18 protein-coding genes are annotated in these 22191 nt (G+C 71.1%); 12 read left to right on the top strand and 6 right to left on the bottom strand.

What is annotated here, in order from left to right; all coding sequences use genetic code 11:
- Positions 1-132 precede the first annotated feature (132 nt).
- The 11 genes from uvrA to ACZ7KX_RS18795 all read left to right on the top strand — a co-directional run bounded on the left by uvrA (position 133) and on the right by ACZ7KX_RS18795 (position 13129).
- On the top strand, positions 133-3045 hold the full coding sequence (gene uvrA, locus ACZ7KX_RS18845) for an excinuclease ABC subunit UvrA (RefSeq protein WP_470327379.1): 2913 nt from the start codon (positions 133-135) through the stop codon (positions 3043-3045).
- 119 nt (positions 3046-3164) lie between these two features.
- Entirely contained in the window at positions 3165-3611 is a 447-nt protein-coding gene (locus tag ACZ7KX_RS18840; protein WP_470327378.1) for a Rieske (2Fe-2S) protein, read from the top strand.
- Positions 3612-3677: 66 nt separating this feature from the next.
- Positions 3678-5711: an excinuclease ABC subunit UvrC gene (uvrC, locus tag ACZ7KX_RS18835; protein ID WP_470327377.1), complete on the top strand. Its 2034-nt coding sequence runs from the start codon at positions 3678-3680 to the stop codon at positions 5709-5711.
- Positions 5712-5829: 118 nt separating this feature from the next.
- Positions 5830-6714, top strand: coding sequence for an RNase adapter RapZ (gene rapZ / locus ACZ7KX_RS18830; protein WP_470327376.1), 885 nt, complete (start codon positions 5830-5832; stop codon positions 6712-6714).
- A 64-nt stretch (positions 6715-6778) separates the two neighbouring features.
- Positions 6779-7876: a gluconeogenesis factor YvcK family protein gene (locus ACZ7KX_RS18825; protein WP_470327375.1), complete on the top strand. Its 1098-nt coding sequence runs from the start codon at positions 6779-6781 to the stop codon at positions 7874-7876.
- The gene (gene whiA, locus ACZ7KX_RS18820; protein ID WP_350521392.1) at positions 7867-8847 is read left to right on the top strand and encodes a DNA-binding protein WhiA; all 981 of its coding nucleotides are present in this window, start codon (positions 7867-7869) and stop codon (positions 8845-8847) included. The genes ACZ7KX_RS18825 and whiA overlap by 10 nt, the downstream gene beginning before the upstream one ends.
- Before the next feature lie 302 nt (positions 8848-9149).
- Entirely contained in the window at positions 9150-10157 is a 1008-nt protein-coding gene (gap, locus tag ACZ7KX_RS18815; RefSeq protein ID WP_350521391.1) for a type I glyceraldehyde-3-phosphate dehydrogenase, read from the top strand.
- 151 nt (positions 10158-10308) lie between these two features.
- Entirely contained in the window at positions 10309-11520 is a 1212-nt protein-coding gene (locus ACZ7KX_RS18810; RefSeq protein ID WP_470327374.1) for a phosphoglycerate kinase, read from the top strand.
- A 6-nt stretch (positions 11521-11526) separates the two neighbouring features.
- Positions 11527-12312 (top strand): triose-phosphate isomerase, encoded by a 786-nt coding sequence (tpiA, locus tag ACZ7KX_RS18805; RefSeq protein WP_470327373.1) that lies wholly within the window; start codon positions 11527-11529, stop codon positions 12310-12312.
- 87 nt (positions 12313-12399) lie between these two features.
- A complete protein-coding gene (gene secG, locus ACZ7KX_RS18800) occupies positions 12400-12636 on the top strand; it encodes a preprotein translocase subunit SecG (protein WP_470327372.1) in 237 nt (78 codons plus the stop codon).
- Positions 12637-12841: 205 nt separating this feature from the next.
- Positions 12842-13129: an RNA polymerase-binding protein RbpA gene (locus ACZ7KX_RS18795; protein ID WP_030238413.1), complete on the top strand. Its 288-nt coding sequence runs from the start codon at positions 12842-12844 to the stop codon at positions 13127-13129.
- A gap of 67 nt (positions 13130-13196) precedes the next feature.
- Here ACZ7KX_RS18795 and pgl read toward each other — a convergent pair whose 3' ends face one another.
- From pgl to tkt, 5 genes are all read right to left on the bottom strand, one after another.
- Complete coding sequence (gene pgl / locus ACZ7KX_RS18790; protein WP_350521387.1) at positions 13197-13985, bottom strand: 6-phosphogluconolactonase; 789 nt, start codon at positions 13983-13985, stop codon at positions 13197-13199.
- The gene (opcA, locus tag ACZ7KX_RS18785) at positions 13982-15079 is read right to left on the bottom strand and encodes a glucose-6-phosphate dehydrogenase assembly protein OpcA (RefSeq protein WP_470327371.1); all 1098 of its coding nucleotides are present in this window, start codon (positions 15077-15079) and stop codon (positions 13982-13984) included. The genes pgl and opcA overlap by 4 nt, the downstream gene beginning before the upstream one ends.
- Positions 15076-16632, bottom strand: coding sequence for a glucose-6-phosphate dehydrogenase (gene zwf, locus ACZ7KX_RS18780; RefSeq protein WP_350521385.1), 1557 nt, complete (start codon positions 16630-16632; stop codon positions 15076-15078). The genes opcA and zwf overlap by 4 nt, the downstream gene beginning before the upstream one ends.
- 61 nt (positions 16633-16693) lie before the next feature.
- Positions 16694-17836, bottom strand: coding sequence for a transaldolase (gene tal / locus ACZ7KX_RS18775; protein WP_350521384.1), 1143 nt, complete (start codon positions 17834-17836; stop codon positions 16694-16696).
- Positions 17837-17923: 87 nt separating this feature from the next.
- Positions 17924-20023, bottom strand: coding sequence for a transketolase (gene tkt / locus ACZ7KX_RS18770; RefSeq protein ID WP_470327370.1), 2100 nt, complete (start codon positions 20021-20023; stop codon positions 17924-17926).
- Positions 20024-20484: 461 nt separating this feature from the next.
- On the opposite strand from tkt, the gene ACZ7KX_RS18765 reads away from it, so the two are divergent.
- Entirely contained in the window at positions 20485-21432 is a 948-nt protein-coding gene (locus ACZ7KX_RS18765; protein WP_470327369.1) for a heme o synthase, read from the top strand.
- Here ACZ7KX_RS18765 and ACZ7KX_RS18760 read toward each other — a convergent pair.
- Positions 21381-22148 (bottom strand): DUF2461 domain-containing protein, encoded by a 768-nt coding sequence (locus ACZ7KX_RS18760; RefSeq protein WP_470327368.1) that lies wholly within the window; start codon positions 22146-22148, stop codon positions 21381-21383. The two genes, ACZ7KX_RS18765 and ACZ7KX_RS18760, sit on opposite strands and share 52 nt — an antisense overlap.
- Positions 22149-22191 lie beyond the last annotated feature (43 nt).

The following is a 22191-nucleotide window of genomic DNA, read 5'->3' as shown; positions in this document are numbered from 1 at the left end:
ACTCGTTCGGGTGGTCTCCACTGGACAGAGTCGAGATTCGAACGTCTGAGCTATAGGCTGGCTGCCGCATCCTGGAAGAAGTACCGAATCTCACCGCAAGCCGTCTCGCCCCGGAGAAAGGCGCCAGAAGCAGTGGCCGACCGCCTCATCGTCCGCGGTGCTCGCGAGCACAACCTCAAGAACGTCTCGCTCGACCTGCCCCGCGACTCCCTCATCGTCTTCACGGGCCTCTCCGGCTCCGGCAAGTCCTCGCTCGCCTTCGACACGATCTTCGCCGAGGGCCAGCGCCGGTACGTCGAGTCGCTGTCGTCCTACGCCCGTCAGTTCCTCGGGCAGATGGACAAGCCCGACGTGGACTTCATCGAAGGCCTCTCCCCGGCCGTCTCGATCGACCAGAAGTCCACCAACCGCAACCCCCGTTCGACCGTCGGCACCATCACCGAGGTCTACGACTACCTGCGCCTGCTGTTCGCCCGGATCGGCAAGCCCCACTGTCCGCACTGCGGCCGCCCGATCGCCAAGCAGTCGCCGCAGGCGATCGTGGACAAGGTGCTGGAGCTCGCCGAGGGCACCCGGTTCCAGGTGCTCAGCCCCGTGGTGCGCGAGCGCAAGGGCGAGTTCGTCGACCTCTTCGCCGACCTCCAGTCCAAGGGCTACTCCCGCGCCCGCGTCGACGGCGGGACGATCCAGCTCGCCGAGCCGCCGAAGCTGAAGAAGCAGGAGAAGCACACCGTCGAGGTGGTCATCGACCGCCTCACCGTCAAGGAGAGCGCCAAGCGGCGGCTCACCGACTCGGTGGAGACGGCCCTGCGGCTGTCCGGCGGCATGGTCGTGCTCGACTTCGTCGACCTCCCCGAGGACGACCCGGAGCGCGAGCGGATGTACTCCGAGCACCTCTACTGCCCGTACGACGACGTGTCGTTCGAGGAGCTGGAGCCGCGCTCGTTCTCCTTCAACTCGCCGTTCGGCGCCTGCCCGGACTGCTCGGGCCTGGGCAACCGGATGGAGGTCGACCCGGAGCTGGTCGTACCGGACCCGGAGCGCTCGCTGGACGAGGGCGCGATCCACCCGTGGTCGGCCGGGCACGCCAAGGAGTACTTCCAGCGCCTGATCGACGCGCTCGCCGAGGAGCTCGGCTTCCGCACCGACATCCCGTGGGCCGGGCTGCCCGCCCGCGCCAAGAAGGCGCTGCTGTACGGGCATAAGCACCAGGTGCAGGTCCGCTACCGCAACCGCTTCGGCCGCGAGCGCTCGTACAGCACCGGCTTCGAGGGCGCCGTCCCGTTCATCCAGCGCCGGCACACCGAGGCGGAGAGCGACAGCAGCCGCGAGCGCTTCGAGGGCTACATGCGCGAGGTGCCCTGCCCGACGTGCCGGGGCACCCGGCTCAAGCCGGTGGTCCTCGCGGTCACCGTCGAGGACAGGTCGATCGCCGACGTCTCCTCGATGTCGATCAGCGACTGCGCCGAGTTCCTGGGCGCGATGAAGCTCAACGCCCGGGACAAGCAGATCGCCGAGCGGGTCCTCAAGGAGGTCAACGAGCGGCTGCGCTTCCTGGTCGACGTCGGCCTGGACTACCTCTCGCTCGACCGCGCGGCCGGCACCCTGTCCGGCGGCGAGGCCCAGCGCATCCGGCTGGCCACCCAGATCGGTTCCGGCCTGGTCGGCGTGCTCTACGTGCTGGACGAGCCGTCCATCGGCCTGCACCAGCGGGACAACCACCGGCTGATCGAGACGCTGGTGCGGCTGCGCGACATCGGCAACACCCTGATCGTGGTCGAGCACGACGAGGACACCATCAAGACCGCGGACTGGGTGGTCGACATCGGCCCGGGCGCGGGCGAGCACGGCGGCAAGGTGGTGCACTCCGGTTCGCTGAAGCAGCTGCTCGGCAACAAGGAGTCGCTGACCGGCCAGTACCTCTCGGGCAAGCGGTCCATCCCGATCCCGGCCTCCCGCCGCGAGCGGGACAAGAAGCGGCAGTTGACCGTCCACGGTGCCCGCGAGCACAACCTCAAGGACGTCACGGTCGGCTTCCCGCTCGGCACCTTCACCGCGATCACCGGGGTCTCCGGCTCCGGCAAGTCGACGCTGGTCAACGACATCCTCTACACCCACCTCGCCCGGGAGCTGAACGGCGCCCGCAGCGTGCCCGGCCGGCACACCCGGATCACCGGCACCGACCAGGTGGACAAGGTGGTGCACGTCGACCAGTCGCCGATCGGTCGCACGCCGCGCTCCAACCCGGCCACCTACACCGGGGTGTTCGACCACGTCCGCCGGCTCTTCGCGGAGACCCAGGAGGCCAAGGTCCGCGGCTACCTGCCGGGCCGGTTCTCGTTCAACGTCAAGGGCGGTCGCTGCGAGAACTGCTCGGGCGACGGCACGATCAAGATCGAGATGAACTTCCTGCCGGACGTCTACGTCCCGTGCGAGGTCTGCCACGGCGCCCGGTACAACCGGGAGACGCTGGAGGTGCACTACAAGGGCAAGTCCATCGCCGAGGTGCTGGACATGCCGATCGAGGAGGCGCTGGCCTTCTTCGAGGCCGTCCCGGCGATCGCCCGGCACCTCAGGACGCTCAACGACGTCGGCCTCGGCTACGTCCGGCTCGGCCAGTCCGCGCCCACCCTCTCCGGCGGCGAGGCGCAGCGCGTCAAGCTCGCCTCGGAGCTGCAGAAGCGCTCCACCGGGCGGACGGTGTACGTGCTGGACGAGCCGACCACCGGTCTGCACTTCGAGGACATCAGCAAGCTGATCAAGGTGCTCAGCGGGCTGGTCGACAAGGGCAACACGGTGATCGTCATCGAGCACAACCTCGATGTGATCAAGACCGCCGACTGGGTCGTCGACATGGGCCCCGAGGGCGGCTCCGGCGGCGGCACGGTCGTCGCCGAGGGCACCCCCGAGCAGATCGCCGCCGTCCCGGAGAGCCACACCGGCAAGTTCCTGCGGGACATCCTGCCGAGCGACTTCGCGGACGCCCCGGTCGCCGCGGCGGCGAAGAAGGCGGCACCGCGCAAGCGCGCCGCGGCGAAGAAGTAACCGCGCCCGCACCGCCGCTCCCGGACCGCCCGAACAGCGGGAGGCCCGGGAGCGGCGGGGCGCGTGCGGCATAGACTTCCGTGGTCCCTCGCAGCAGCAGCAACCGTAGGAGCACACCGATGTCCGAGGCCCCCGAGACCAGCCCCACCGCCTCCCGCCGCGCCCTGCTCTGCGGGGCCGCGGCCGTCCTGGCGGCCGGCGGCACCGTGGCCGTCACCGGCTGCAGCTCGTCCTCCTCGGGCTCCTCCGGTTCCGGCGGCACCGCCAAGGGCCCGGTGGACCTCGGCGCGGCCTCGGCCGTACCGGAGGGCGGCGGCAAGGTGTACCGCGAGCAGAAGATCGTGGTGACCCAGCCGACCGCCGGCCAGTACAAGGCCTTCAGCGCCAAGTGCACCCACGCCGGCTGCATCGTGGACCAGGTGAAGAACCAGCAGATCCAGTGCCCCTGCCACGGCAGCCGCTTCGGCATCGCCGACGGCGCCGTGCAGGACGGCCCGGCCCCCTCCCCGCTGCCCGCCTACACCGTCACGGTCGAGGGCGGGAACCTCAAGGTGACCCCGAGCTGAAGCAGTTGACCCCCGTCGAGTTGATCTCCTCCCCGCGGCCCCGTCCCCACTCGGTACGGTGGACCCATGGCTGACCCGAGCACCTACCGCCCGGCGCCCGGCGCGATCCCGACCTCCCCGGGCGTCTACAAGTTCCGTGACGCCCACGGCCGGGTCATCTACGTCGGCAAGGCCAAGAGCCTGCGGCCGCGCCTGTCGTCCTACTTCCAGGACCTGGCCGGCCTGCACCCGCGCACCGCGACCATGGTCACCACCGCCGCCTCGGTGGAGTGGACCGTGGTCGGCACCGAGGTCGAGGCGCTCCAGCTGGAGTACTCCTGGATCAAGGAGTTCGACCCGCGGTTCAACGTCAAGTACCGCGACGACAAGAGCTATCCGGAACTCGCCGTCACCCTCAACGAGGAGTACCCGCGGGTCCAGGTGATGCGCGGGGCGCACAAGAAGGGCGTGCGCTACTTCGGCCCCTACGGGCACGCCTGGGCCATCCGCGAGACGGTCGACCTGCTGCTGCGCGTCTTCCCCGTCCGCACCTGCTCCAACGGCGTCTTCAAGCGCGCCCGGCAGGTCGGCCGGCCCTGCCTGCTCGGCTACATCGGCAAGTGCGCCGCACCCTGCGTCGGCAAGGTCTCGGCGGACGAACACCGGGAGCTGGCCGAGGACTTCTGCGACTTCATGGCCGGGCGCACCGGCAACTACCTGCACCGGCTGGAAGAGCAGATGCAGGAGGCCGCGGCCGAGCTGGAGTACGAGAAGGCGGCCCGGCTGCGCGACGACATCGGCGCCCTCAAGCGCGCGATGGAGAAGAACGCCATCGTGCTCGCCGACGCCACCGACGCCGACCTGCTGGCCCTCGCCGAGGACGAACTCGAAGCCGCCGTGCAGATCTTCCACGTCCGCGGCGGCCGGGTGCGCGGCCAGCGGGGCTGGGTCACCGACAAGGTCGAGGACGTCGACACCGCAGGCCTGGTCGAGCACGCCCTCCAGCAGCTCTACGGCGGCGGCGAGTCCGTCCCGCGCGAGGTGCTCGTCCCCGCCCTGCCCGAGCCGGCCGAACCGGTGCGGGAGTGGCTGGCCGGCCTGCGCGGCAGCCAGGTCGACCTGCGCATCCCGCAGCGCGGCGACAAGAAGGACCTGATGGCCACCGTGCAGCGCAACGCCCAGCAGGCGCTCGCGCTGCACAAGACCAAGCGCGCCTCCGACCTCACCACCCGCAGCCGCGCCCTGCAGGAGATCGCCGACGCGCTGGAGCTGGACTCCGTCCCGCTGCGCATCGAGTGCTACGACATCTCCCACCTCCAGGGCGAGGACGTGGTCGCCTCCATGGTCGTCTTCGAGGACGGCCTGGCCCGCAAGAGCGAGTACCGGCGGTTCCAGATCAAGGGCTTCGAGGGCCAGGACGACGTCCGCTCCATGCACGAGGTGATCGGCCGCCGCTTCCGCCGCTACCTCCAGGAGCGCGAGCAGACCGGCGAGTGGGCCGTCCCCGAGGAGGACGAGCAGCCCGAGGACGGCCCGCGCACCGAGGAGGGTCGCCCCAGGCGCTTCGCCTACCCGCCCCAGCTGCTGGTGGTCGACGGCGGTCAGCCGCAGGTCGCCGCCGCCAAGCGCGCCCTGGACGAACTCGGGATCGACGACGTCGCGCTGTGCGGCCTGGCCAAGCGCCTGGAGGAGGTGTGGCTGCCCGGCGAGGACGACCCGGTGGTGCTGCCCCGCTCCAGCGAGGGCCTCTACCTGCTCCAGCGGGTCCGCGACGAGGCCCACCGCTTCGCGATCGGCTACCAGCGCAACAAGCGTTCCAAGCGACTCACCGCCGGGGAACTGGACTCCGTCCCGGGCCTCGGCGAGACTCGCCGCCAGGCGCTGCTCAAGCACTTCGGCTCGCTGAAGAAGCTCCGGGCCGCCACCGTGGACGAACTCTGCGCGGTACCCGGCATCGGACGCCGCACCGCGGAGACTGTTGCGGCGGCGTTGTCGTCCCGTACACCCGCCGCACCCGCGGTCAACACCGCGACCGGCGAGATCATCGAGGACGGGGCCGACCAGGCCGCCGAGCCGGCGGCAGCAGCACCCCAGACCGCACCATCCCAGGAGACGCCATGACGGCCGACGCCGCCCGTCAGCCGGTGTGCCCCGACCCCGCCCGCCTGCCCGGGCCGGGGAAGGGCGGCCGTGCCGTGCGCGTTCTCCCCAGCAGAAAGACCGAGAGCGGGGAACCGAAGTGACCGTGTCAGACGTGGCCGAGAACGCGCCGGAGCTGGTGATCATCTCTGGCATGTCCGGAGCCGGCCGCTCCACCGCCGCCAAGTGCCTGGAGGACCTCGGCTGGTTCGTGGTGGACAACCTGCCGCCGGCCCTGATCCCGACCATGGTCGACCTGGGCGCCCGGTCCCAGGGCAACGTCGCCCGGATCGGCGTCGTCGTGGACGTCCGCGGCCGCCAGTTCTTCGACGACCTGCTCACCTCGCTGGACGAGCTGGAGAAGCGCGGCGTCCGGCTGCGGGTCGTCTTCCTGGACTCCTCCGACGAGGCGCTGGTGCGCCGCTTCGAGAACGTCCGCCGCCCGCACCCGCTGCAGGGCGACGGCCGGATCGTCGACGGCATCGCCCAGGAGCGCGACCTGCTGCGCGACCTGCGCGGCGAGGCCGACCTGGTGATCGACACCTCCAACCTCAACGTGCACCAGCTGCGCGCCAAGCTGGACGCCCAGTTCGCCGACCACGACGAGCCCGAGCTGCGCGCCACCGTGATGTCCTTCGGCTTCAAGTACGGCCTGCCGGTCGACGCCGATCTCGTGGTGGACTGCCGCTTCCTGCCGAACCCGCACTGGGTGCCCGAGCTGCGCGCCCGCACCGGCACCGACGCGGACGTCGCCGACTACGTGTTCCGGCAGCCCGGAGCCAACGAGTTCCTGGACGGCTACGCCGCGCTGTTGCGGATCGTGACCGAGGGCTACCGACGCGAGGGGAAGCGCTACATGACGCTTGCCGTAGGCTGCACCGGTGGCAAGCACCGCAGCGTCGCCATGTCCGAGCGTCTGACCAAGCGTCTCATCGCCGACGGAGTCGAGACGGTGCTCGTCCACCGTGACATGGGACGGGAGTAACCGCCGCCTTCCCTGCCGGCCCCCGGCGGAGCCGGTGGCGGGGCCGAGGAACGCGAGGTGATGTGTGGCGGGATACGTGCCCGGGCGGGCGCCGCAGAGCAGGACCGGTGACCGGGCGGGCAGCCCGGCCCGGCCCCCGGCGCCGAGCCGTCCGCGCAGCAGTCCCGCCAGGGCCAACCCGGCCCCCAGGATCACCGCGCTCGGCGGCGGCCAGGGCCTGTCCGCCTCGCTGTCCGCGCTGCGCCGCCTGACCAGCGACCTCACCGCCGTGGTCACCGTCGCCGACGACGGTGGCTCCAGCGGACGGCTGCGCAGCGAGCTGGGCGTGCTGCCCCCGGGCGACCTGCGCAAGGCGCTGGCCGCGCTGTGCGGGGACGACGACTGGGGTCGCACCTGGTCCGAGGTGATCCAGCAGCGCTTCACCGGCAACGGCGAGCTCGGCGGCCACGCCGTCGGCAACCTGCTGATCGTCGCGCTGTGGGAGAAGCTGGGCGACCCGGTGGAGGCCCTGGACTGGGTCGGCCGGCTGCTCAACGTCCAGGGCCGGGTGCTGCCGATGTCGGCGGTGCCGCTGGACATCGAGGCGACCGTGCGCGGCCACGACCCGGCGCTGCCCGGCGAGGTGTCGGCGGTCCGGGGCCAGGCGAACGTCGCGGTCACCCCGGGCACGGTGCAGTCGATCCGGCTGCTCCCGGACGGGCCGCCCGCCGTCCCGGAGGCGGTCACCGCCGTCCGCGAGGCGGACTGGGTGGTGCTCGGCCCCGGCTCCTGGTTCACCAGCGTGCTGCCGCACCTGCTGGTGCCCGAGCTGGCGAAGGCGCTCACCGAGACCCGCGCCCGCCGCCTGCTCACCCTGAACCTCGCCCCCCAGCCCGGCGAGACCGAGGGCTTCACCCCGCAGCGCCACCTGGAGGTCATCGCCGACCACGCCCCGGAGCTCGCGGTGGATGCGATCCTGGTGGACGAGCGCGCCGTCACCGGCGGCGCCTTCGGCCAGGCGGACCTCGACGGACTGGAGAAGGCGGCCGAGCGGATGGGCGCCGCCCTGGTGCTCGGTTCGGTGGCCCGCACCGACGGCACGCCGCGACACGACCCCGAGCTGTTGGCGGCAGCGTACGACCGGATTTTCCGGACACATGGAAGGATCGGGCCATGGCGATGACTCCAGCGGTGAAGGACGAGATCAGCCGGCTCCCGGTCACCCGGGCCTGCTGTCGCAAGGCGGAGGTGTCGGCGATCCTGCGGTTCGCGGGCGGGCTGCACATCGTGAGCGGCCGCATCGTGATCGAGGCGGAGCTGGACACCGGGGCGGCGGCACGGCGGCTGCGCAAGGACCTCCTGGAGATCTTCGGGCACTCCTCCGACCTCGTCGTGATGGCCCCCGGCGGGCTGCGCCGCGGCAGCCGCTTCGTGGTCCGCGTGGTGAAGGACGGCGAGCTGCTCGCGCGCCAGACCGGGCTGGTCGACGGGCGCGGGCGCCCGATCCGCGGCCTGCCGCCGGCGGTCGTCTCCGGTGCCACCTGCGACGCCGAGGCGGCCTGGCGCGGGGCCTTCCTGGCGCACGGCTCGCTCACCGAGCCGGGCCGCTCCTCCTCGCTGGAGATCACCTGCCCCGGCTCCGAGGCGGCGCTGGCGCTGGTCGGCGCCGCCCGCCGGCTCGGCATCCCGGCCAAGGCCCGCGAGGTCCGCGGCGTGGACCGGGTGGTGATCCGCGACGGCGACGCGATCGGCGCGCTGCTGACCCGCCTCGGCGCGCACGAGTCGGTGCTCGCCTGGGAGGAGCGCCGGATGCGGCGCGAGGTGCGGGCCACCGCGAACCGCCTCGCCAACTTCGACGACGCCAACCTGCGCCGCTCGGCCCGCGCCGCGGTGGCGGCCGGCGCCCGGGTCGCCCGCGCACTGGAGATCCTCGGCGAGGAGGTGCCCGAGCACCTGGCCGCGGCCGGCCAGCTGAGGATGCAGCACAAGCAGGCCTCGCTGGAGGAGCTGGGCGCGCTCGCCGACCCGCCGCTGACCAAGGACGCGGTGGCCGGCCGGATCCGCCGCCTGCTGGCGATGGCGGACAAGCGCGCCTCCGAGCTCGGCCTGCCGAGCACCGAGGCCAGCCTGACCGACGAGATGGCGATGAACTGACGCCCGCGGTCCGTGATCACGACACGGCCGGCGCCCGGCTCCCCGGGTGCCGGCCGACGTCGTTTCCGGGCCCCCGCCGGACTCCCGAATTGGTAGAGACCACTGGCCTCGGGACCAACTGCCCGCGGGACCAAGGGCGGACGGCCCGGAGCCGGGTTCGGGGCACGCCACGCCACGTCTCACGAGGTGGCGCGATGTGCCCCAAAAGGCCCCGGAGGGGTAGGGTCATAGGCGGTCGGGGACTTCCCAAATCTCACCCCCGTCGGGCTCCGGCCCGGCGTACCTAACGAGGAGATCGGTTCGTGACGATCCGGGTAGGCATCAACGGCTTCGGCCGCATCGGCCGCAACTTCTTCCGTGCGGTCAAGGCCCAGGGCGCGGACATCGAGATCGTCGGTGTCAACGACCTCACCGACACGAAGACCCTGGCTCACCTGCTCAAGTACGACACCACCCTGGGTACCCTCCAGGCCGAGGTCTCGCACACCGAGGACAGCATCACCGTCGACGGCCACACCTTCAAGGTGACCGCCGAGCGTGACCCGGCCAACCTGCCGTGGGCCGCCCTGGGCGCCGACATCGTCGTCGAGTCCACCGGCATCTTCACCAAGGCCGAGGCTGCGAAGAAGCACCTCGCCGCCGGCGCGAAGAAGGTCATCATCTCGGCGCCCGCGACCGACGAGGACGTCACCATCGTCCTGGGCGTCAACGACGACAAGTACGACGCGGCCAACCACCACGTCATCTCCAACGCCTCCTGCACCACCAACTGCGTGGCGCCGATGGCCAAGGTGCTGAACGAGGCCTTCGGCATCGTCAAGGGTCTGATGACCACCGTCCACGCGTTCACCAACGACCAGGTCACCCTGGACTTCCCGCACAAGGACCTGCGCCGTGCTCGTGCGGCGAGCCAGAACATCATCCCGACCTCGACCGGTGCCGCCAAGGCGACCGCCCTGGTCCTGCCGGAGCTGAAGGGCAAGCTGGACGGCACCTCGCTGCGCGTCCCGGTCCCGACCGGCTCCATCACGGACCTGGTCGTCACCCTGGAGCGCGAGGTCACCAAGGACGAGGTCAACGCGGCCTTCCAGAAGGCCGCGCAGGAGGGCCCGCTCAAGGGCATCCTGGCCTACACCGAGGACCCGATCGTCTCCTCGGACATCGTCAACGACCCGGCCTCCTGCATCTTCGACAGCCAGCTCACCATGGTCCAGGGCAACCAGGTCAAGGTGCTCGGCTGGTACGACAACGAGTGGGGCTACTCGAACCGCGTCGTCGACCTGGTCACCCTCGTCGGTGGCCAGCTCTGACGCGTGGGAGCTGACGTGATGTAGGGGCGAGGGCCCGGACGGCGCACCGTGCCGACCGGGCCCTCGCTCCGCGCTCAAGGACTTCTCAGGCGGCCCCTGCGCCGTGCCGCCTCTGCGCATCGACCATCTCCCCAGGAGCAACCGAATCCCCGTGAAGACCATCGAAGAGCTCATCGAAGCCGGTGTCGCAGGAAAGCGCGTGTTCGTGCGCGCCGACCTGAACGTCCCGCTGGACGGCGAGACGATCACCGACGACGGCCGGATCCGCGCCGTCGCCCCGACCATCGCCAAGCTGGCCGCCGTCGGCGCGAAGGTCGTCGTGGCCTCGCACCTCGGCCGTCCCAAGGGCGAGCCGGACCCGAAGTTCTCGCTCGCGCCCGCGGCCAAGCGGCTCGGCGAGATCCTCGGCAAGGACGTCGCCTTCGCCACCGACACCGTCGGCGACAGCGCCGCGGCCACCGTCGCCGCGCTGGCGGACGGCGAGGTCGCGCTGCTGGAGAACCTGCGCTTCAACGCCGGCGAGACCAGCAAGGACGACGCCGAGCGCGGCGCCTTCGCCGAGCAGCTGGCCGCCCTGGCCGACCTGTACGTCGGTGACGGCTTCGGCGCCGTGCACCGCAAGCACGCCTCGGTGTTCGACCTGCCGAAGCTCCTGCCGCACGCCGCCGGCGACCTGATCGCCACCGAGGTCGGCGTGCTGAAGAAGCTCACCGACGAGGTTCGGCGCCCGTACGTGGTGGTGCTCGGCGGCGCCAAGGTCTCCGACAAGCTCGGCGTGATCGACAACCTGCTGAAGAAGGCCGACCGGATCCTGATCGGCGGCGGCATGGCGTACACCTTCCTCAAGGCCAAGGGCCACGAGGTCGGCATCTCGCTGCTGCAGGCGGACCAGATCCCGGTCTGCCTGGAGTACCTGGCCGAGGCCGAGAAGCGGGGCGTCGAGTTCGTCCTGCCGGTCGACGTGCTGGTCTCCGCCGAGTTCCCGGACCTCAAGGGCAAGACCCCGGCGAACCCGGACCTCGTCGCCGCGGACGCGATCCCGGCCGACAAGGAGGGCCTGGACATCGGCCCGAAGACCCGCGAGCTGTACGCGGCCAAGCTGGCCGACGCCGGCACGGTGTTCTGGAACGGCCCGATGGGCGTCTTCGAGCACCCGGACTACGCGAACGGCACCAAGGCCGTCGCGCAGGGCCTGCTGGACAGCGACGCGTTCACCGTCGTCGGCGGCGGCGACTCCGCCGCGGCCGTCCGCATCCTGGGCTTCGACGAGAACGCCTTCGGACACATCTCGACCGGCGGCGGCGCCAGCCTCGAATACCTGGAGGGCAAGACCCTCCCCGGCCTCGCCGCTCTGGAGGACTGAAAGCACATGACCGACCGTCTCCCGCTCATGGCGGGCAACTGGAAGATGAACCTCAACCACCTTGAGGCCATCCAGCACACCCAGAAGCTGGCGTTCGCGCTGGCCGACAAGGACTACGAGGCCGTCGAGGTCGCCGTCCTGGTGCCGTTCACCGACCTGCGCTCGGTGCAGACCCTGGTCTTCGGTGACAAGCTGAAGATCAAGTACGGCTCGCAGGACATCTCGCAGCACGACGGCGGCGCCTACACCGGCGAGGTCTCGGGGCCGATGCTGGCCAAGCTCCAGTGCACCTACGCGGTGATCGGCCACTCGGAGCGCCGCCAGTACCACGGCGAGGACGAGCAGATCGTCAACGCCAAGGTGAAGGCCGCCTACCGCGCCGGGATCACCCCGATCCTGTGCATCGGCGAGCCGCTGGACATCCGCAAGGCCGGTACCCACGTCGAGTACACCCTGGCCCAGCTGGACGGCGGCCTGGCGGACGTCCCGGCCCACCAGGCCGAGACCGTCGTGGTCGCCTACGAGCCGGTCTGGGCGATCGGCACCGGCGAGGTGGCCACCCCGGAGGACGCGCAGGAGGTCTGCGCCGCCATCCGCAAGCGGATCGCCGAGCTGTACGACGCCGAGCTGGCCGGCAAGGTCCGCGTGCTGTACGGCGGTTCGGTGAAGTCGTCGAGCGCGGCCGGTCTGATGGCCAAGCCCGACATCGACGGCGGCCTGATCGGCGGTGCCTCGCTGGACGCCGACGAGTTCGTCAAGATCGTGCGCTACCGTGAGCAGGCAGTAGGCTAACGCCGCTGCAGCAACGTAGGCTTTGGGGTCGGACCGCCGTACGCGGCCCGGCCCCTTCGCCGAAGATACGAGAGAGTTGGTCCCGTCGTGGTTCTCGGGTTCTCGATTGCCCTGATCATCTTCAGCCTGCTGATGATCCTCCTGGTGCTGCTGCACAAGGGGAAGGGCGGCGGCCTGTCGGACATGTTCGGCGGTGGCGCGATGTCCACCGGCGGCGGCTCGGCGGTGGCCGAGCGCAACCTCGACCGCATCACCATCGTGGTCGGCGTGGGCTGGTTCGCCTGCATCATCGTCCTGGGCCTGGTGCTGAAGTACCAGAGCTGACACAAGCCTGACGCCCCGTCGCCCGAGCGCCTATCCTGGAGCGGTCGGGGGCGGAGGCGATGGTGGCGGATCCTTAACTCCTGCTTACACTAGGACGACTTTCGCCACCGACGCGCACCGCGGCGGGTCGGCGCACCAGTACGCAGGGAGTCAGACCGTGGCAAGTGGCAATGCCATCCGTGGCAGCAGGGTTGGGGCCGGCCCGATGGGCGAGGCGGAGCGCGGCGAGTCCGCCCCGCGCAACCGGATCTCCTTCTGGTGCGCCAACAAGCACGAGACCCGGCCCAGCTTCGCGGCCGAAGCGGCGATCCCGGACACCTGGGACTGCCCGCGCTGCGGCTTCCCGGCCGGGCAGGACCAGCACAACCCGCCGGCTCCCTCGCGCAACGAGCCGTACAAGACCCACCTCGCCTACGTCCGTGAGCGGCGCACCGACGCCGACGGCGAGGCGATCCTCGCCGAGGCGCTGGCGAAGCTCCGCGGCGAGATCTGAGGCGACCGGAACGGCGAAGGGCGCCACCGTCATCGACGGTGGCGCCCTTCGCCGTTGCCTTCCGGCCCTACGCCGAAGCCGGCGGGTAGAGCTGCGGCGGGATCCGCTCGGCGGCGGCGCGGTCCAGCAGCATCAGGGTGCGGCTGCGACCGTACGCGCCGGAGGCGGGCGCCTGGATCTCGCCGGGTCCGGACAGGGCCAGCGCGACCGCGCCCGCCTTGTCCTCGCCGGCGGCCAGCAGCCAGACCTCACGGGCGGCCCGGATGGCCGGGAGGGTGAGCGAGATCCGGGTCGGCGGGGGCTTGGGGGCCCCGCGCACGCCGATCACGGTCAGCTCGGTCTCCCGCACGCCCGGGTGCTCGGGGAAGAGCGAGGCGACGTGGGTGTCCGGGCCGACGCCGAGCAGCAGCACGTCGAAGGCGGGGACGCCCAGTCGGTCGCCGGGCCCGGCCGCCTTCGCCAGCTCCTCCGCGTAGCGGGCGGCGGCGGCCTCCACGTCCGAGCCGTCCGGCCCGTCCGAGGCGGGCATCTCGTGCACCCGTGCCGGGTCGAGCGGGACGGCGTCCAGCAGCTCGGCCCGGGCCTGGACCGCATTGCGGTCCGGGTCCGCGGCGGACACGAACCGCTCGTCGCCCCACCAGAGGTCCAGCCGGCCCCAGTCGACCGCGTCGCGCGCCGGGGAGGCGGCGATCGCGGCGAGCAGGGCGTTGCCGTTGCGACCGCCGGTGAGGACCACCGAGGCGGTGCCGCGCGCGGCCTGGGCGTCCACGATCCGGGTGATCAGCCGGGCCGCGGCCGCCTGGGCCATCAGCTCCTTGTCCCGGTGGACGACCAGCTGCGGGGTCGCGTTGGTCATGCGCTTTCCTTGGTGGTGCGCTTGCCGGCGGCCTTCTTCGGGGGCTTCCGGTCCGACGCGTCGGTGGTGATCCGCTCCGGGTTGGCTACCGCGTCCTCGGCGGCGTCCCCGGTGTCCCCGGCGGCCTCCCGGGCGACCAGCCCGGCCGCCGCGGTCTCGGCGTTGGCCGGCTCGCGCAGCCGCTCGACGGGTGTGCGCACGGCCGTCGCGTAGATGTCGTCCGGGTCCAGGCGACGCAGTTCCTCGGCGATCAGCTCCGAGGTCTCGCGTCGCTTGAGCGCCACCTGGCGGTCCGGCGAGCCGGGCATGGAGAGCGTGCCCATCAGGCCGTCCGGGCGGTCCAGCGTGACGTCCCCGTCCGTGGTGCGCAGGTGCACCGCGGTGATGCCGGGGCCGCCGGTCACGACCCGCTCGACCGGCACGTGCAGCCGGTTGGTCAGCCACAGGCCGAGCAGCTCGACGCTGGGGTTGTAGGACTCGCCCTCGACCACCGCGGAGATGATCGTGGACGGCCGCTGGTCCAGCGCGGCGGCCAGCATGGAGCGCCAGCCGGTGATCCGGGTCCAGGCCAGGTCGGTGTCGCCCGGGGTGTAGCTCTGGGCCCGCTGGGCGAGCTGGCCGACCGGGGACTCGGCGGTGACGGCGTCGGTGATCCGGCGCTGGGCGAGCGAGCCCAGCGGGTCCTGGGCCGGGTGCAGCGGCGCGTTGTCCGGCCACCAGACCACGACCGGGGCGTCCGGCAGCAGCAGCGGCAGGACGACCGACTGGGCGTGCGCGGCGAGCTCGCCGTGCATGCGCAGGACGACGGTTTCGCCGGAGCCGGCGTCCGAGCCGACCAGGATCTCGGCGTCCAGGCGGGTCTCGGCGCGGGCCCGGGGCGAGCGCCCGGCGCGCTTGATCACCGCGAGGGTGCGCGAGGGGTGCTCGCGGGAGGCGTCGTTGGCGGCCTTGAGGGCGTCGTAGGCGCTGCCCTCGTCGGTCACGATCACCAGGGTGAGCACCATGCCGGCGGCGGTGGAGCCGCTGGCCCGGCGCGCCTCCATGAGCGCGGCGTTGATCTTGCTCGACGTCGTGTTGGTGAGGTCGATCTTCATGGCCGGCGCCAGCTCCTGCCGTCTCGTGCGAGCATCTCGTCCGCCTCGACGGGGCCCCAGGTCCCCGCCGCGTACTGGGCGGGCTTGCCGTGGGTGTCCCAGTACTTCTCGATCGGGTCGAGGATCTGCCAGGAGAGCTCGACCTCCTGGTGGCGCGGGAACAGGTTGGCGTCGCCGAGCAGCACGTCGAGGATGAGCCGCTCGTACGCCTCCGGGCTGGACTCGGTGAAGGACTCGCCGTAGGCGAAGTCCATCGTGACGTCACGGACCTCGAAAGAGGTGCCCGGCACCTTGGAGCCGAACCGCACCGTCACGCCCTCGTCCGGCTGGACCCGGATGACCAGGGCGTTCTGGCCCAGCTCCTCGGTCGCGTAGGAGTCGAAGGGCAGGTACGGGGCGCGCTGGAAGACCACCGCGATCTCGGTGACCCTGCGGCCCAGGCGCTTGCCCGTGCGCAGGTAGAACGGGACGCCCGCCCAGCGGCGGTTGTTGATCTCCAGCTTGATGGCCGCGTAGGTGTCGGTCTTGGAGTCCGGGTTGATGCCGTCCTCGTCCAGGTAGCCGACGACCTCCTCGCCGCCCTGCCAGCCGGAGGCGTACTGACCGCGCACGGTGTGCCGGCCCAGGTCGGCCGGGAGCTTGACGGCGCTGAGCACCTTGAGCTTCTCGGCGACCAGCGCCTTCGGGTGGAAGGAGGCCGGCTCCTCGATGGCGGTGAGCGCCATCAGCTGGAGCAGGTGGTTCTGGATGACGTCACGGGCGGAGCCGATGCCGTCGTAGTAGCCGGCCCGGCCGCCGATGCCGATGTCCTCGGCCATGGTGATCTGCACGTGGTCGACGTACGACCGGTTCCAGATCGGCTCGAACATCTGGTTGGCGAAGCGCAGCGCCAGGATGTTCTGGACCGTCTCCTTGCCCAGGTAGTGGTCGATCCGGAAGACCTCGTCCCGGGGGAAGACCTCGTGGACGACCTTGTTGAGCTCCTGCGCGCTCTCCAGGTCGTGGCCGAAGGGCTTCTCGATGACGGCGCGGCGCCAGGAGCCCTGCGGCGGGTCGGCCAGGCCGTGCTTCTTGAGCTGCTGGACGACGGTCGGGAAGAACTTCGGCGGGACGGACAGGTAGAAGGCGAAGTTGCCGCCGGTGCCCTGGGCCTTGTCCAGCTCCTCGATGGTCGCGCGGAGCTTGTCGAAGGCGTCGTCGTCGTCGAAGGTGCCGTGCACGAAGCGCATGCCCTTGGCGAGCTGCTGCCAGACCTCCTCCCGGAACGGGGTGCGGGCGTGGTCCCGGACGGCGTCGTGCACCTCCTTCGCGAAGTCCTCGTCGTCCCACTCGCGGCGGGCGAAGCCGACGAGGGAGAAGCCCGGCGGAAGCAGACCGCGGTTGGCCAGGTCGTAGATGGCCGGCATCAGCTTCTTGCGGGACAGGTCGCCGGTGACCCCGAAGATGACCAGACCCGACGGCCCCGCGATGCGCGGGAGCCGTCGGTCCGAGGGGTCACGAAGCGGGTTGACGGGGGTGGGCGGGAGGTCGTCCGCGTCCGAATCCGAAGTCAACTCAGGGAAATCAGTGCTCACTTGATGGGCTCCGCTTTCGTGCGCTGGCTGTGAGCAGGGGTCACTTCTCGTCGGCGAAGGAGGCGAGCGAGGCGGTGACGGTGTCGAGCAGCTCGTTCCAGGACTGCTCGAACTTCTCGACGCCCTCGTCCTCCAGGACCTGGACCACGTCGTCGTAGTCCACGCCGGCCGCGGCGATCGCGTCCAGCACGGCCTTGGCGTCGGCGTAGTTGGGGACGATGGTGTTGCCGGTGATCACGCCGTGGTCGCCGGTGGCGTCCAGGGTGGCCTCGGGCATGGTGTTGACGGTGCCGGGGGCGACCAGCTCGGTGACGTACAGGGTGTCCGGCAGGGCCGGGTCCTTGACACCGGTGGAGGCCCACAGCGGGCGCTGCGGCTTGGCGCCGGCGGCCTCCAGGGCCTTCCAGCGCGCGTTGCCGGCGGTCTTGCCGTCGACGCTGCCGAAGACCTCCTCGTACGCCTGGTAGGCGAGGCGGGCGTTGGCCAGGGCGGCCTTGGAGCGCAGGTCCTTGGCGTCGCCGCCGATCTTGTCCAGGCGCTTGTCGATCTCGGTGTCCACGCGGGACACGAAGAAGGAGGCGACCGACTCGATCTGGGAGAGGTCCAGGCCCTTGGCCTTGGCGGACTCCAGGCCGGTCAGGTAGGCGTCGATGACGGCCTTGTAGCGCTCCAGCGAGAAGATCAGCGTGACGTTGACGCTGATGCCCCGGCCGATGACCTCGCTGATCGCGGGCAGGCCGGCCTTGGTGGCGGGGATCTTGATGAAGACGTTCGGGCGGTCGACCAGCCACCACAGCTGCTTGGCCTCGGCCACGGTGGGGGCGGTCTCGTGCGCCAGGCGCGGGTCGACCTCGATGGAGACCCGGCCGTCGCGGCCGTTGGAGGCGTCGTAGACCGGGCGCAGCACGTCGGCCGCGTCGCGCACGTCGGAGGTGGTGATCATGCGGATCGCCTCGTCGGTGGTGACCTTGCGGACGGCGAGGTCGCGCAGCTGACCGTCGTAGGAGTCGTCGCCGCTGCCGGCGATCGCCTTCTGGAAGATGGTCGGGTTGGTGGTGACGCCCACCACGTGCTTGTTCTGCACCAGTTCGGCCAGGTTGCCGGAGTTGAGCCGCTTGCGGCTGAGGTCGTCCAGCCAGATCGCAACGCCTTCGTCGCTGAGGCGCTTCAGTGCGTCAGTCATGGTGCTTCAGTCCCTTGTTCTTCTGCTTCGTGGGGTAGGCGGAGGGGGCCGCGTACTCGCGTGCGGGCGGGTACGCGGCCCTGGCGGCTAGCGGTTGACGGCTTCGAGGGAGCGCAGGGCGTTGTGGGCCTCGGCCACCACGCGCTCGGCGGTGATGCCGAACTCCTCGAAGAGCACCTTGTAGTCGGCGGAGGCGCCGAAGTGCTCCAGCGAGACGATGCGGCCGTGGTCGCCGACCAGCTCGCGCCAGCCCTGGGCGATGCCGGCCTCGACCGACACCCGGGCCTTGACCGACGGCGGCAGCACGCTGTCGCGGTAGGCCTGGTCCTGCTCCTGGAACCACTCGAAGGACGGCATGGAGACCACGCGGGTCGCGATGCCCTCGGCCTCCAGCACCTCGCGGGCCTTGACGGCCAGCTGGACCTCGGAACCGGTGCCGAGCAGGATCAGCTGCGGATCGCCGGTGGAGGCCTCGGCCAGGATGTAGCCGCCCTTGGCGGTGCCCTCGGCGGAGCCGAAGACCTCGCGGTCGAAGGTCGGGACGCCCTGGCGGGTGAGGGCCAGGCCGACCGGGCCCGGGTGGCTGGTCTGGCGCTCGACGATGGTGCGCCAGGCGACGGCGGTCTCGTTGGCGTCGGCCGGGCGGACCATGGCCAGGCCCGGGATGGCGCGCAGCGCGGCCAGGTGCTCGACCGGCTGGTGGGTCGGGCCGTCCTCGCCGAGGCCGATCGAGTCGTGCGTCCAGACGTAGGTGACCGGCAGCTTCATCAGCGCGGCCAGGCGGACGGCCGGGCGCATGTAGTCGGCGAAGACCAGGAAGGTGCCGCCGTACACACGGGTCTTGCCGTGCAGGGCGATGCCGTTCATGGTCGAGCCCATGGCGTGCTCGCGGATGCCGAAGTGGATCGTGCGGCCGTACGGGCTCGCCGACTTCAGCGGGTTGCCCTCGGGGAGGAAGGAGCTGTCCTCGTCGATGGTGGTGAGGTTGGACTCGGCGAGGTCGGCCGAGCCGCCCCACAGCTCCGGGATCACCGCGCCGATCGCCTTGAGGGTGTCACCGGAGGCCTTGCGGGTGGCGACGTCCTTGCCGGCCGGGAAGGAGGGGACGGCCTTCTTCCAGCCCTCGGGCAGCTCGCCGGCCTGGATGCGGTCGAACTCGGCGGCGCGGTCCGCGTCCGCGGCGCGCCAGGCGTCGAAGGACTGCTGCCACTGGTCGCGGGCGGCCTTGCCGCGCTTGATGACCAGGCGGGCGTGCTCGATGACCTGGTCGCTGACCTCGAAGGTCTTCTCCGGGTCGAAGCCCAGGACCTTCTTGGTGGCGGCGATCTCGGCGGCGCCGAGCGCGGAGCCGTGCGCCTTGGCGGTGTTCTGCGCGTCCGGGGCGGGCCAGGCGATGATCGTGCGCATCGCGATGAACGACGGGCGGGAGGTCTCGGCCTTGGCCGCGGCCAGCGCGTCGGCCAGGGCGGCCACGTCGATGTCGCCGTTGGACTTCGGGGTCACCCGCTGGACGTGCCAGCCGTACGCCTCGTAGCGCTTGAGGACGTCCTCGGAGAAGGCGGTCTCGGTGTCGCCCTCGATCGAGATGTGGTTGTCGTCGTAGAGCGCGACCAGGTTGCCCAGCTTCTGGTGGCCGGCCAGCGAGGAGGCCTCGGCGGAGATGCCCTCCTCCAGGTCGCCGTCGGAGACGATGGCCCAGATGGTGTGGTCGAAGGGGGATTCGCCGGCCGGGGCCTGCGGGTCGAAGAGGCCGCGCTCGTAGCGGGCGGCCATCGCCATGCCCACCGCGTTGGCGATGCCCTGGCCCAGCGGGCCGGTGGTGGTCTCGACGCCGGCCGTGTGGCCGTGCTCCGGGTGACCGGGGGTGCGGCTGCCGGCGACGCGGAAGGCCTTGAGGTCGTCCAGCTCCAGGCCGTAGCCCGAGAGGTACAGCTGGGTGTAGAGCGTCAGGCTGGTGTGCCCGGGGGAGAGGACGAAGCGGTCGCGGCCGACCCAGGACGGGTCGGTCGGGTCGTGGCGCAGGAAGCGCTGGAAGATCAGGTACGCGGCCGGGGCCAGCGACATGGCCGTCCCGGGGTGCCCGTTGCCGACCTTCTGGACAGCGTCCATGGCGAGGACTCGCGCGGTGTCAACCGTGCGCTCGTCCAGATCGGTCCACTCGAATGCGTTCGTCGGCGCAGTGCTCACCCTGTCTCAGGGCTCCTTCCATTGAAGAGTGACCCCGTGAATGGGGACCGGGTCGGCCACGGCGCTGTGGTCCCGACGCTGGGTGGTGCCGGTCACGGAGGGTAGATCCCGCTTCTGCGTGCGAGCCTACCGCCCGGGCCGGGGCTCACCCTCCGTGCTGAGACAACCGGGATTTCCGCATGGTGATTCCCACTAGGCCGGTATGACTGCTTTTGCCCCAGGCTCTCCTGTTTCGTGATGGCCCGCCGCCGGGGTGGTCAGGACGGGGTAGCGGGGGCCGCCGGAGACGGTTCGTGGCTTCACCCAGTCGGTTCACCCGGGGGTGTGCGGTTCGGCCTCGCCGGGGACCCCGGAGCCGGATGGGATATATGGAGCGTCTATGGTGTCGTGGTACGCGCAGAGCGGACGATTCGGGACCCTTCGTTCCTGTGGACGCCTGCGAGGATTCATCTTCAGTTGGGGTGTTAGTGACCGCCGTCGAAACCCGTCCCGCCGGGGTCACCGGGGCGACGCCTGCGCACCGGCCGATCGGGGCCCGTGTCGGCGCGTTCGTCGCACTGACCAAGCCCCGGATCATCGAGCTGCTGCTGATGAGCACCGTGCCGGTGATGTTCCTGGCCCAGCAGGGCGTGCCGAACATGCTGCTGGTCCTGAAGGTCGTCGTCGGCGGCTACCTCTCGGCGGGCGGCGCCAACGCCCTCAACATGTACATCGACCGCGACATCGACGCGATGATGTCCCGCACCGAGCGCCGGCCGATCGTCACCGGGATGGTGTCGCCGCGCGAGGCGCTGGTGTTCGGCATCGCGCTCGCGGTCCTCTCCACCGCGCTGCTCGGCTGGGGCGTCAACTGGCTCTCCGCCGGACTGGCGCTGGGCGCGCTGCTGTTCTACGTGTTCGTCTACACGCTCGGGCTGAAGCGGCGCACCTCGCAGAACATCGTCTGGGGCGGCATCGCCGGCTGCATGCCGGTGCTGATCGGCTGGTCCTCGGTGACCGACTCGGTGTCGTGGGTGGCGGTGGCGCTGTTCCTGGTGGTGTTCTTCTGGACCCCGCCGCACACCTGGGTGCTGTCGATGAAGGTGCGCGACGACTACATGCGCGCGGGCGTGCCGATGCTGCCGGTCGTCAAGGGCAACGTGGCGGTCGGCAAGCAGGTGGTCGCCTACTCCTGGGTGATGGTCGCGACCTCGCTGGCGGTGTGGCCGCTGGGGCACATGAGCTGGCTGTACCCCGTCGCCGCGGTGCTGCTCGGCGGCTTCTGGCTGCGCGAGGCGCACGCGCTGTACGGGCGGGCCAAGGCCGGGGTGGTGGGCGCCAAGCTGAAGGAGATGCGGCTGTTCCACTGGTCGATCACCTACCTGTCGCTGCTGTTCGTGGTGTGCGCGATCGACCCGTTCGTGAAGTAGACGTCGTGCGGAAGAGCCCCGGTCCTCCTCGGACCGGGGCTCTTCCGTTTCCGGCTCTTCCGTTTCCGGTGCGTCAGCGGGGCGACAGTTCGGAGGGGGCCGACGTGGCCGTCCAGCCAGTCCCGCAGCGGCAGGGAGGCCTGCAGGAAGGCGGTGATCCGGGTGTAGGCGGTGCGGGTGCCCAGCCACTTCGCGGGCTCCCACTCCTGCCAGGCCACCAGGCCCTTGTGGCGCAGCAGCTCGATCCGGGGGTGGTCCTTGGGGTAGCCGCGCGGGGCCGACTTGAGGGAGTCCCGGCCGAACACCTTCGGGCCGTCCTCCTCCACCCCGGCGATCACCCGTTCCAGCTCGGCGCCGGTGACGTCCTCCGCGACGGCGGCGCGGTAGCGCTCCAGCTGGTCCGGGGCGAGCTGGTACATGCCGTTGCCGCAGGCCAGGCCGTCGGCGGAGAGCTGGATGTAGCCGCCGCTCTCCAGGTGCGCGCCGATGTGCGTCTTGTACGGTGACTTGTCGGCGCTGAAGCGGACGTCGCGGTTCGGGCGGAAGATCTTCCCCTGCCCGAACTCCGGCTCCAGGTCGGAGAGCAGCCGCTCCATCGGGGCCCGTACGGCGTCCTCGTACTGCTCCTTGTGGGCCTGCCAGAAGGTCTTCGAGTTGTCGGCCTCCAGGTGCTCGTAGAAGTCGAGCGCCTCGGAGGGCCAGCCTTTGAACGTCACGTCTCCAGTATGTGTCCCGGTGCACAGGGCGCTCCCGTCGCCA

The sequence above is a fragment of the Kitasatospora sp. NPDC038210 genome (genome assembly GCF_055600605.1).
This window is presented reverse-complemented; position numbering and strand designations above follow the sequence as displayed.

Bases quoted from the DNA above. Each gene is read 5' to 3' on its own strand.
- tpiA (WP_470327373.1), top strand. From the start codon at position 11,527: ATGACCGACCGTCTCCCGCTCATGGCGGGCAACTGGAAGATGAACCTC.
- pgl (WP_350521387.1), bottom strand. From the start codon at position 13,985: ATGACCAACGCGACCCCGCAGCTGGTCGTCCACCGGGACAAGGAGCTG.
- uvrC (WP_470327377.1), top strand. From the start codon at position 3,678: ATGGCTGACCCGAGCACCTACCGCCCGGCGCCCGGCGCGATCCCGACC.
- ACZ7KX_RS18840 (WP_470327378.1), top strand. From the start codon at position 3,165: ATGTCCGAGGCCCCCGAGACCAGCCCCACCGCCTCCCGCCGCGCCCTG.
- opcA (WP_470327371.1), bottom strand. From the start codon at position 15,079: ATGAAGATCGACCTCACCAACACGACGTCGAGCAAGATCAACGCCGCG.
- whiA (WP_350521392.1), top strand. From the start codon at position 7,867: ATGGCGATGACTCCAGCGGTGAAGGACGAGATCAGCCGGCTCCCGGTC.
- ACZ7KX_RS18795 (WP_030238413.1), top strand. From the start codon at position 12,842: ATGGGCGAGGCGGAGCGCGGCGAGTCCGCCCCGCGCAACCGGATCTCC.
- tal (WP_350521384.1), bottom strand. From the start codon at position 17,836: ATGACTGACGCACTGAAGCGCCTCAGCGACGAAGGCGTTGCGATCTGG.